The organism is Mycobacterium colombiense (assembly GCF_001953985.1).
Lineage (GTDB): Bacteria > Actinomycetota > Actinomycetes > Mycobacteriales > Mycobacteriaceae > Mycobacterium > Mycobacterium colombiense_B.
In genome coordinates, this window is sequence record NZ_MBEI01000047.1 from 1 (window position 1) to 10,501 (window position 10,501).

The 10,501-nt window shown below is 66.1% G+C and carries 11 protein-coding genes and 2 pseudogenes; 7 read left to right on the top strand and 6 right to left on the bottom strand.

The annotated features are described in order from the left end of the window. Nucleotides 1–375: 375 nt before the first annotated feature. From bphC to A5732_RS11280, 5 genes and pseudogenes are all read right to left on the bottom strand, one after another. Nucleotides 376–1,284, bottom strand: a complete 909-nt coding sequence (gene bphC, locus A5732_RS11265) for a biphenyl-2,3-diol 1,2-dioxygenase (RefSeq protein WP_076053532.1) — start codon at nucleotides 1,282–1,284, stop codon at nucleotides 376–378. Nucleotides 1,285–1,296: 12 nt separating this feature from the next. Next, entirely contained in the window at nucleotides 1,297–2,481 is a 1,185-nt protein-coding gene (locus A5732_RS11270) for an acyl-CoA dehydrogenase family protein (RefSeq protein ID WP_076053530.1), read from the bottom strand. A gap of 115 nt (nucleotides 2,482–2,596) precedes the next feature. Then, nucleotides 2,597–2,842: pseudogene (locus tag A5732_RS27600) on the bottom strand (SDR family oxidoreductase); the annotation flags it as partial. Between the two features lie 11 nt (nucleotides 2,843–2,853). Beyond that, complete coding sequence (locus A5732_RS11275; protein ID WP_076102228.1) at nucleotides 2,854–3,654, bottom strand: mycofactocin-coupled SDR family oxidoreductase; 801 nt, start codon at nucleotides 3,652–3,654, stop codon at nucleotides 2,854–2,856. Further along, nucleotides 3,654–5,279, bottom strand: coding sequence for a flavin-containing monooxygenase (locus A5732_RS11280; RefSeq protein ID WP_076053525.1), 1,626 nt, complete (start codon nucleotides 5,277–5,279; stop codon nucleotides 3,654–3,656). The genes A5732_RS11275 and A5732_RS11280 overlap by 1 nt, the downstream gene beginning before the upstream one ends. A gap of 129 nt (nucleotides 5,280–5,408) precedes the next feature. Here A5732_RS11280 and A5732_RS11285 point away from each other — a divergent pair, with 129 nt between their 5' ends. The 7 genes from A5732_RS11285 to A5732_RS11315 all read left to right on the top strand — a co-directional run bounded on the left by A5732_RS11285 (nucleotide 5,409) and on the right by A5732_RS11315 (nucleotide 10,226). Beyond that, nucleotides 5,409–5,726: a 2Fe-2S iron-sulfur cluster-binding protein gene (locus A5732_RS11285; RefSeq protein ID WP_076053522.1), complete on the top strand. Its 318-nt coding sequence runs from the start codon at nucleotides 5,409–5,411 to the stop codon at nucleotides 5,724–5,726. Between the two features lie 6 nt (nucleotides 5,727–5,732). Continuing rightward, a complete protein-coding gene (locus A5732_RS11290) occupies nucleotides 5,733–6,566 on the top strand; it encodes a mycofactocin-coupled SDR family oxidoreductase (protein ID WP_076102229.1) in 834 nt (277 codons plus the stop codon). A gap of 8 nt (nucleotides 6,567–6,574) precedes the next feature. After that, nucleotides 6,575–7,366, top strand: a complete 792-nt coding sequence (locus tag A5732_RS11295; protein WP_076102231.1) for an SDR family NAD(P)-dependent oxidoreductase — start codon at nucleotides 6,575–6,577, stop codon at nucleotides 7,364–7,366. Further along, nucleotides 7,366–8,235, top strand: coding sequence for an LLM class F420-dependent oxidoreductase (locus A5732_RS11300; RefSeq protein ID WP_076053519.1), 870 nt, complete (start codon nucleotides 7,366–7,368; stop codon nucleotides 8,233–8,235). The genes A5732_RS11295 and A5732_RS11300 overlap by 1 nt, the downstream gene beginning before the upstream one ends. Beyond that, complete coding sequence (locus tag A5732_RS11305; protein WP_076053516.1) at nucleotides 8,232–8,735, top strand: nuclear transport factor 2 family protein; 504 nt, start codon at nucleotides 8,232–8,234, stop codon at nucleotides 8,733–8,735. The genes A5732_RS11300 and A5732_RS11305 overlap by 4 nt, the downstream gene beginning before the upstream one ends. Next, nucleotides 8,732–9,499: a hypothetical protein gene (locus A5732_RS11310; RefSeq protein ID WP_076102230.1), complete on the top strand. Its 768-nt coding sequence runs from the start codon at nucleotides 8,732–8,734 to the stop codon at nucleotides 9,497–9,499. Before A5732_RS11305 ends, A5732_RS11310 begins: the two co-directional genes overlap by 4 nt. Before the next feature lie 124 nt (nucleotides 9,500–9,623). Beyond that, on the top strand, nucleotides 9,624–10,226 hold the full coding sequence (locus tag A5732_RS11315; RefSeq protein WP_076053512.1) for a PaaI family thioesterase: 603 nt from the start codon (nucleotides 9,624–9,626) through the stop codon (nucleotides 10,224–10,226). Nucleotides 10,227–10,376: 150 nt separating this feature from the next. Here the strand turns inward: A5732_RS11315 and A5732_RS11320 are convergent. Next, nucleotides 10,377–10,501 (bottom strand): annotated as a pseudogene (locus A5732_RS11320) (4-hydroxy-2-oxovalerate aldolase); the annotation flags it as partial.

Consider the following 10,501-nt stretch of genomic DNA (forward strand, 5'->3'; position numbering starts at 1 on the left):
CCCCCCCCCCCCCCCCCCCCCCCCCGCGGGGCGCCGCCCCCCCCCCCGCCCCCCCCCCCCCCCCCGCCCCCCCCCCCCCCCCCCCCCCCCCCCCCCCCCGGCGCGGCCCCCCCCCCCCCCCCCCGCCCCCCCCGGCCGGGCCCCCCCCCCCCCCCCGCCCCCCCCCCGCCGACGCCGTAGCCGGCGATGACGACGTCGGCCTCGTCATCCCACGAGGTGATCGACGACGCCGCGAGCGGCGTCACGTCCGATTCGGTCATGTGTCTTCGAAGTCCCTTCTGCCACTTCCGTCAGCGGGAAGAGGGATATGCCGCTGTGCCAAATAACCGAACTGTGTGACGCACGAGCCTTCACTGCGCGCCGGCGACATGGCCGTCACATTCGCATGGCCGCAGGCATTTCGCCGACCCACTGGTGGCCCCAGTAGCTGTCGGCGGTGATTTCCTCTGCGGTGTAATAGGTTTCGTCGACCCGCATCCCCTCGGTGCCGAATTCGATGTCCCAGTCACCGGGTGCGCGGACGTAGAACGAGACCATCTTGTCGTTGGTGTGCCGGCCGAGCGTAGAGGACAGCTGGAAGCCCTCGGCGTTGACCCGGTCCAGCGCCTGTCCGACGGCGTCCAGGGTGTCGACCTCCACCATGATGTGGACCAGGCGTGGGTCGCGCTGGTGTGCGGCCGGGACGATCGCCAGGCTGTGGTGGCGTTCGTTGATGCCCAGGAACCGAACCCGCACCGGGCCAAACTCTTTCGGCAGCGGCACCCGGAACGCGCCGCGGGCGCGGAACCCCAGTACCTCGGTGTAGAAGTCGAACAGGCCGCTGGGGTCGGTGGCCGGCACCACCACATGGCCCATGCCCTGATCTCCGGTGACGAACTTCGCGCCGAACGGAGTGATGACCGGGCTGTGGTCGAGCACCGCGCCGTGGAACACCTCCAGCGTGGTGCCGGCGGGATCCTCGAAGGTGATCACCTCTTCGACGCGGCGCGCCTCGGCCTCGTCGGGGGAGAGCTGTTTGTACGCCACGCCGGCCCCGTCCAGCGCGGCCTGCACGCGCTGCAGGGCCGGGTGGTCGCGCACCTCCCAGCCGACGGTCAGCACCCGGTCGGTGTCACCGGGCACCACGATGAGCCGGGCCGCCCGCTCGTCCATCCGCAGGTACAGGGCTGACGGGTCGGGGCCCTTCCCTTCGGCGAATCCCAGCACGCCGAAGGCGAACTGCCGCCAGCGGTCGATGTCGTTGGTCGAAATGGTGATATAGCCGAGGCTTTTCAAGTCAGTCACTTCCGCGTTCTCCTAGATCAGCGCCCGCAGCGGGCCTTGCGGCGGATCGACGCCAAGGGAACTCAATGCGGCCGCGTGGTAGATGGTGCCCGGGACATGGATCGCGTGCATTTGACCGACATGGACGTCGCGCCAGTAGCGCTGCAACGGTTTGTCCATGCGCGACGCGTTGCCGCCCGAGCGGGCGAAGATCTCGTCGACCGCGGACACCGCGCGCCAGACCGCGCGCACCTGCGTGCGCCGGCCGGCCGCCCGGTCCGCGAACGACACCTCCTTACCGGCGGCGACCATGTCGTAGATGCGGTCCGCGTTGGCAAGCAGTTCCTGGCGGGCGGCGTTGATATCGGCGGCCGCCTCGCCGATCGCGTGCATGACGTAGGGGTCGTCCTTGATCGCGGTCCCGGTCGCGCCGACGCGTTCGCGCTGATAATCCAGGTGCGCGGCCAGCGCGCCTTCGGCGATGCCGATCGTCGCGGCGGAGATGCCCAAGGGGAACATGGTCGACCACGGCATCAGGTACAGCGGCTCGGTCATGCCGGCCTCGCGCTGCGCCGTGCCGTCCATCACCTTGGTGGCGTCCATGGTCCGGTAGCTCGGCACGAACGCGTCCTTGACGATGACGTCCTTGGAGCCGGTTCCGCGCAACCCCACCACATTCCACGAGTCGTCGACGATCTCGTAGTCCTTGCGCGGCAGGATCATGTGCAGCATCTGGGGCGGCATCAGCGGGATGCCCTTCTCGTCGCCGAGCATGGCGCCCAAAATGATCCAGTCGCAGTGGTCGGTGCCCGAGCTGAACTGCCAGCGGCCGTTGAAGATATAGCCGCCGTCGATGGGCTTGGCCACACCCTGCGGCGCGTACGGCGAGGCCATCCAGGTGTCGACGTCGTCGGCCCAGATCTCGGCGGCGACCTTCGGGTCCGCGTAGGCCAACTGGTAGGGGTGCACGCCCACCACGCCGACGATCCAGCCGGCCGCCGGGTCCAGCGCCGCGGTGGCCATCGTCGTCTCGGCGAACTCGCGGGGGTGGACCTCGAAGCCCTGGTATTGCTTGGTCTGCAGCAGCCGGATCAAACCGGCAGCCTTCATGTTCTTGACGGTTTCGTCGGTAAGCCGGCCGATTTGCTCGGCCATGGGCGCCTGCTCGCGCAATTGGTCGGCCATCTCGACGACCCGGTCAAGTACCCGCTCGCTCATTTCTTCGTCCTTACGTGTGTGGGCTTACTGAATGGTTTACCGCAGTCCAGACGCCGACTCGCCGCTGATCCCGATCAGCGGACGAAATTGGGTCATAACTCGGCGAGGGGGTGGTTGTCAACGAAACCGGGCGAAACATTCGTACCGCCCCGTCGCGGTCCAACAGCGCACGCACGGCACGCTTCGGCACGGCCGGCATCGTGGTCGCGGAATTGCTCGCGACAACAACAACTTTCGCATTGCCCGCCGCCGCACACGCGGGTCGCCGGCCCTTTTTTACGCGGTGGCCCGCTTCCCGAAGTTTGTCCCCGACGGCACGGCCCTTACCCGAAGCGGATCCGGTGACGGCGTGAACGCCCATGGGGCCTCTTTCTAAGCTTTCGCCAGTAGGCCGGCGTCGACCACGATCTGGGTGCCGGTGATGTAGCGCGCCTGATCCGAGGCGAGGAAAACGACGACGTTGCTGACGTCGACGGGCTCGATCCACGGGACCGGAAGTAGGTGACGAGCGGCGAGTACCTCGGCGACATCGTCTGCCGTCGGGTTGTCCAAATCGGGCCGCAGACGCCGGAACGTTGCCTCGTTGAGCACCATCTTGGTTCCGACGGCCCCGGGGTGAACGGTGTTGACGCGAATGCGTCTTGGTCCGAGCTCGTTGGCAAGGGTGCGGGCCAGTCCCACCACCGCGTGCTTGCTGGCGGTGTAATGGGCGGTGTCGGCCGTGCCGCGAATGCCGTTGGTGGAGCTGATAATCACGACTGAGCCGCCCTGCTGGCCCATGTGGGGCACGCCCGCCTTGACGGTATGCCAGACGCCGGTGAGATTGATGTCCAGCGTCTGTCGCCAGCTCTGAGCGGTGATCTCCCAGCTGGGGGCGCCCGCCGGGTGAGTTCCCGCGTTGGCGACAACCACGTCGATGCGACCGAGTTCGGCGGCGGCCGTACCGACTGCAGCCTTCATCGCGCCTAAGTCGCTGACGTCGGCCAGCCCCGTCGCGGCGCGCGCGCCTCGCCGGATGACGGCAGCCGCGGTCTGCTCGAGGTCGTCGGCCGCCTCGGGCGCATCCAGCGCGATGACGTCGGCGCCCTCCTCGGCGAAGCGCTCGCAGTGGCAGCGACCGCTGCCTCGGGCGGCCCCGGTTACCAAGGCCACGCGACCGCGCAGACCCGGCATCACGATCCCTTGATGAGCGAGAACCCCTTGTACCCGGCCTCGGCGACCGCGTTGCAGATATCGAGATAGACCCCGAACCCGCCGATGAAAAGCATGAACACGCGGGGCTTGCCGGGGACGTTAGCGCCCAGGTACCACGAGTTGGCCTTGGTGAACAGCGTGGCGTCGGCCCGGCGGGCACACTCGGCGACCCAGTCGTCGACTGCGTCCGGGGTCGCCTCGATCGCGGTGTGGCCGTGGGTGTTGAGGTAGGCGATGCAGTCGGCGATCCAGTTCACGTGCGCCTCTGCATGTAGCACCATGTTCGCCAGTACCGCTGGCGCCCCCGGGCCGCACACCACGAAGAGGTTGGGGAACCCGTCGACGCCTAAACCGAGGTAAGTGCGTGGTCCGTCGGCCCAGTAGTCGCGCAGCCGCTTGCCGTCCCGGCCGACGATGTCGACCTTGGCCAGTGCGCCGGTCATCGCGTCGAAACCGGTCGCGAGCACGATCATGTCCAGGTCGTAGTGGGCGTCGCTGGTGTTGATCCCGGTGGCGTCGACGGAGACGATCGGCGTTCGGCGAACACTGACCAATTCCACGTTCGGGCGGTTGAATGTTTGAAAGTAGTTGGTATCGGTACAGATTCGCTTGGTACCGATCGGGTGGTCGTTGGGGATCAGCAGATCGGCCACCGCGGGGTCATCGATGAGCGCGCGGACCTTCTCCTCGTAGAATTTGCGGGCTTCCTCGTTGGCGGCCGGGTCGACCATCTGGTCGGAGAACGTCTTGGAGAACAACACACCGCCCAAGTCCCAGCGCTTCTCGAACGCAGCACGCCTTTCCTCGGGCGTAACCTCCATCGTCAGCTTGGGATGCGCGACGTGGGGCGAGCCGCCCGAGCTGCGCCACGACGCTCGCCGCCGCTCCGGGTATTTGTTTTTCACCTCGGCGCGATCTTCCTCGGTGAGCGGGCGATTGCCGGCGGGGACACTGTAGTTCGGGGTGCGCTGGAAGACATAAAGTTGTGCCGCGTCCTCCGCGATGATCGGGATCGACTGGATGCCGGAGGAACCAGTGCCGATGACCGCGACGCGTTTGCCGGTGAAATCCACCGGCTCGTGCGGCCACGCGGCGGTGTGGCAGACCTGCCCGGCGAAGGTGTCCAGCCCCGGGAACGAAGGGGTCATCGCTGCCGACAGTGGACCCGTGGCCATCAGGCAGAACCGGGCGGTCACCTGTTCACCCGTCTCGGTGGTGACCGTCCAACGCAGGCTCTGCGCATCGAGCACCGCGGACGTGACCCGGGCGTTCAGAGTGATGTCGCGGCGCAGATCCAACCGGTCGGCAACCCAGTTGATGTACGCCAGGATCTCGGTCTGGGTGGCATATTTCTCGGACCAGTTCCATTCCTGCTGCAACTCGTCGGAGAACGAGTAGCAATAGTCCACGCTCTCCACGTCGCATCGGGCACCGGGGTACCGGTTGAAGTACCAGGTACCGCCGACGTCGGGCCCGGCTTCGAAGACCCGGACCGTCAGCCCGTCGGACCGCAGCCTGTGCAGCGCATAGAGACCCGCGAAGCCGGCACCGACGACCACGGCATCTATCTCCGCGACGACGCGCCTATCACTACCACTTTTCACAAATGCCTACGGTAAATCTTGCCGGCCGCAGTCAGTTGCAGTGTCCCGGTGACCGGACTCCGGAATGGCCATTTCCCAACCACCGGAAAGGCAACCCCTGACGGGCCGGGCGCCGGGCAGAATCGCGGCATGCCAGAAGTCGGAGGACGTGACGCCGCCGTTCGCTCCGAGCTGGAACCCGCCGCCGTCGAAGTGGACTTGGATGGCGAGGTCCACCGTTTGCGGTGGCCGCGCGGCAAGTCTCTCGTCGATACGATGCTGGACGCGGGAATCCAGGTGCCACACTCGTGCCGTGAGGGCCATTGTGGTTCCTGCGTCGCCACCGTCGTTTCCGGTGAGGTGGACATGGCCAGTTGCGAAATCCTGGGACCCGAAGAGCGCGCCGAGGGCTTGATCCTGTGCTGCCAGGCTCGCCCGGTCAGCAACGACGTCCGCGTCGAGTTCTAGCGCCTCATGAGTAAACGCCTGGAGGGCAAGGTCGCTCTGATCACCGGTGCAGCGCGGGGGATCGGACGTGCACAGGCGGTGCGGTTTGCACAGGAGGGCGCCGATATCGTCGCGCTCGATGTCTGCGGACCGATCGACACCGTGGCGGTCCCGCACGCCACAGTGCCCGATCTCGACCGGACGGCCTCGTTGGTCGCCCAGGCCGGTGGGCGCGTGCACACGGAAAGTGTCGACGTGCGTGATCTCACGGGCGTCGAGGCCGCCACCGACCGCGGCGCACGGATATTCGGTGGGCTGGACGTGGTATGCGCGACCGCCGGCATCACGTCACGCGGGCTGGCGCTCGATCTGGACGAAAACGCTTGGCGCACCATGCTGGACGTCAACCTCACGGGGGTCTGGCATACGTGTCGCGCGGGCGCGCCGCACCTGATCGCGCGCGGGGCGGGCGCGATGATCCTCACCAATTCCATTGCCGGGTTACGCGGTCTCGTCGGCGTGGCGCACTACACCGCGGCCAAGCACGGCGTGGTAGGTCTGATGCAGAGCATGGCCAAAGAGCTTGCCCCACACAATGTCCGGGTGAACTGCGTACATCCCACCAACGTCGACACCCCGCTGATCCAGAACGACGTGGTGCGGAGCGCGTTTCGTCCCGACTTGGACCGGCCGCCGACGCGTGCCGAGTTCGCTGAGGCGGCACGGAACATGAACATGCTTCCCGTCGCGTGGATTGATCCGGTCGACGTGGCCAATGCGGCGTTATTCCTGGCGTCCGACGAGGCGCGCTACATCACGTCGGTGACCTTGCCCGTGGACGCGGGCGCCACGCAACGATAAGGATGAGGATGACGAACATCAGTAAATATGGCCCGTGGGCGGTAATCGCCGGCGGTTCGGAAGGGGCCGGTGCCGAGTTCGCCAAACAGTTGGCGGCCAAGGGATTCAACCTGGTCCTGATCGCCCGCAAGCCGGGACCGTTGCAGGACACCGCGCGGCAGTGCCGCGAGGCCGGAGCTGACGTCCGTACGCTGGCCGTCGATCTCCTTGATTCGGAAGCTATTTCGGCGATCTTCGCCGAAACCGCCGATCTCGAGGTCGGCCTGCTGATCTACAACGCCGGTGCCAATACGTGCAGTGAACCGTTCCTCGACGCCGAGCTTTCCGATTTTTCTCGAGTGATCGACCTCAACGTGACGCGGATGCTCGAATTGGTACAACATTATGCGCGGCCGATGCGTGCGCGTGGTCGAGGCGGCATCTTGTTAACCGGCTCGATAGCGGCCACGCACGGTTCGATGCGCCAGTCGGTCTACACGGGCGTCAAGGCGTTCAGTCGTCTTTTCGCGGAGAGTCTTTGGCTAGAGCTCCGTGAATTCGGTGTCGACGTGCTTGAACTCGTCCTCGGCGTGACCCGCACACCCGCCATGGAGCGGATCGGGCTGAACTTCGACGTGCCGGGACTCAATGTCTCCGAACCCGCTGACGTGGCCCGCGAGGGGCTCGAGAATCTGGCCAATGGCCCGGTGTTCATCGCTGGCGGCAACGCTACGGCAGTGCACCGGGGCAGCGGACCGGAGCGCGCTGCGATTGTCCTGGGGGCGCATCAAACAGTCCAGGAACTTCTGGGCCAGACATAATGCGCCTCGGACTGGCCACCCCCGTCGTAACGGGCCTGCCCGGGGTCGCAGGGGGATGGGAGGGGACCGCGTCAGCCGAGGAGCTGGCCACCATCGCTGCGGCCGCCGACGGACTCGGGTTCGACTTTCTGACGTGTTCGGAGCATGTCGCGGTGCCGGTGGCCGATCGGGGAACCCGCGGCGACATCTACTGGGATCCGCTGGCCACGTTGGCTTTCCTGGCTGCCCGCACCATGAAGATACGGTTGGCGACGTCGGTGGTGGTGCTCGGCTACCATCACCCGCTGGCCATCGCCAAGAAATACGGCACCCTGGACCGCCTCAGCGGTGGCCGCCTGATACTGGGCGTTGGGGTGGGCTCACTGGCCCCCGAATTCGATCTGCTCGGCGCCCCGTTCGAAGCTCGAGGTGAGCGGGCCGACGACGCGTTGCGCGCCCTGCGGGTGTCGCTGTCAGAACCCGAACCGGTATACGCAGGCAAGTTCTTTTCCTATGCGGGAATGGTGGTGCGACCTTTCGCCCTTCAACCGCGAGTGCCGATCTGGGTGGGTGGCAGAACGCGACGTTCGCTGCGGCGGGCGGTGGAGCTGGCCGACGGGTGGATGCCATTCGGCCTCGGTGCTGACGAAATAGACGCAATGTTGGAGCGTGTCGAGCTTCCCGGAAATTTCGACATCGTGGTGGGCACCCGTGGAGCTGTGGACCCCGGCGGTCGCCCGGAGCCCACGCGAGAACATCTCCACGAGCTCCGCGACACCGGGGCCACGGCGGTGACATGCTCGCTACTCTCCCGTTCGGCGACACACTACGTCGAGCAGTTGTCAGCCTTGCGGGATCTGGTGAACGATGAGGAGGGATTCGAGTCATGACCGAGATCGACGAGCTTACGACACGGCTGCGCCGCATCGAGGACGAACGAGAAGTCGCTCGGTTGATTGCGTCCTACGGCCCGGCCGTGGATGCCGGGGACGCTGATGGCGCCGCGCGACTTTGGGCGATCGACGGCATCTATGACGTCGAGGACTGGCAGATGAAGAGCCAGAACGATGTTCGCGCGATGGTGAGTTCCGATTCTCATCGAAATCTGGTGAGCAATGGCTGCTGTCACTTCATCGGACCGAGCGTCGTGACGGTGGCCGGCGATTCGGCGGTCGCGGTCGCCGAATCGTTGGTGCTGATCCGAGACGGCCAGAGTTTTCGCGTATGGCGCGCAACGGCAAACCATTTCGAGTTCCGGCGCGTCGAGGGGCACTGGCGGATCACGAAACGCACCAGCCGTGTCCTCAATGGTGATCCTGGCGCACACACATTGTTGGCGGCGGGCGTTGCAGGTGCAACCGCACCGGAACCGGATGCGGGGGAGCCGTGAGAGGCTGCCCGCTGACGTTCTTCTCTTTTGTCGCGCTGGATGACGCGGCGCCCGAACAGCATCGCCGGTATAACGAATGGCATCAACTCGACCATCGGCCGGAGAACCTGGCACTGCCGGGCGTCGCGTGGGGAGACAGATGGGCGCGCACAGCCGAGTGCCGCGCCGAGTCAAACGCCGTTGCCGATCAAGCGGAGACCGACTATGTCGCCATGTACTGGTTCCGCGACCCCGTCGAGCGATCGGTACAGGAATGGGAACAGCTCGGCGTGGACTCGTTCGAGTGGGGGCGCGGTCCCATGATTACGGGGGTGCGCCGGACCTTGCTGGCGTTCTTCCGGCCCGTCAAGGGATACGCAGCCTCCTCTTCGCTGGTGGCGCCCGAGGTCATTCCCTACCGTCCGAACCGGGGCTTGCACCTGACGCTCACCAGGTTCGCCGAACCGTTTGGCCTTGATACACACGGCCATCACCGCTGGGAGGACCGCGTGTTGATTCCCGAGCTCCTCGACATCCCGGGCGTGGCGGGGGCATGGACATTTTCCCTTGACCGTCATCAGCACAACGCCCTACGCCTCCGGTCGGACGATCCCGCCGAAAGCCGTGGCGCACTGCGTATCCGAATCCTCTATCTTGACGGCGATCCGATCGGCACCACGAGGCGGATACGCGACCTGCTGAACGGTGCGAGTCCTCCGCAGGCCAAGGCACACACATTGATCAGCACACCACTGCAGACCATCATTCCATGGCAGGACTGGTGAGGTCGCGGTCCGCCGCGGGTCCGCTGCCGATTGTGGTGCGGTCCCGGTCGGGTAAGTTCGCCGTCGCGATACCCAGCCGCCCGTGCGTGGATTGTGCACCATCGTCGAGTCCGAGGAGTAATCGGTGGTAGCTGATGACAACGGTGACTGCGTCCCGAAAGAGTATGAGTCCCTGGCGAGATCGGTGCGTCGGCTCATCGATGTGACCATCCGGACCGAGGTGGATGTCCCCGTTGTCGCGGTGGCCAAGGCGCACGTCGAGCGCGCGGTCGAGCAATTGAGCGAAGCTCTCATGCCCGGTTCATTCGGTGTCCGCCGGGCCACCGACGGACAGCCCATGGTGTCGGGCAATGTTGCAATTGGGACACGTAACCCCATCGCGCCGCCCCTGGTCATCAACCACGATGCCGATGGCGTGGTCTGGACCGAGGTGGTGTTGGGTGCTGCTTACGAGGGTCCGCCGGGTCACGTCCACGGCGGGGTTTGCGCCTTGATCCTCGATCACGTCCTCGGCGCGACCGCGCACCAGCCGGGTCGCCCCGCCTACACCGGCACGCTCAGCTTGCGTTACGAACGCCCAACGCCGTTGGGTCTGGTGCGGGCGAGCGCGTATGTCGAGCACATCTCGGGCGCGAAGACATTTGCGGCGGGCCACATCGCCGACAGCACGGGAATGACGGTCACCGCTGAGGGCGTGTTCATCGTCCCGAAGGGGGCACCTCGATGAAGGTGGGCGTAAAGGATCAGTTCTCGGCACTTGTGGTGGGGTCGGCGAACTTTCGTTGACGCCACGGACCATTCGGGGCGGCGGCCGGATGTGATTCCTGCGCGACGCGTCTGCACGGTATCGATCGATCTTGACGTGGGTGAGCGGCGGTTAAAGGGTTGCCGCGGCGCCGTTTTCCCGCTCGCGTTTGATCTCTAAGGCGATGTCGATGAGCTGGTCTTCTTGGCCGCCGATGAGTTTGCGTTGGCCGGCGCGGTGCAACAGTTCGTGAGCGG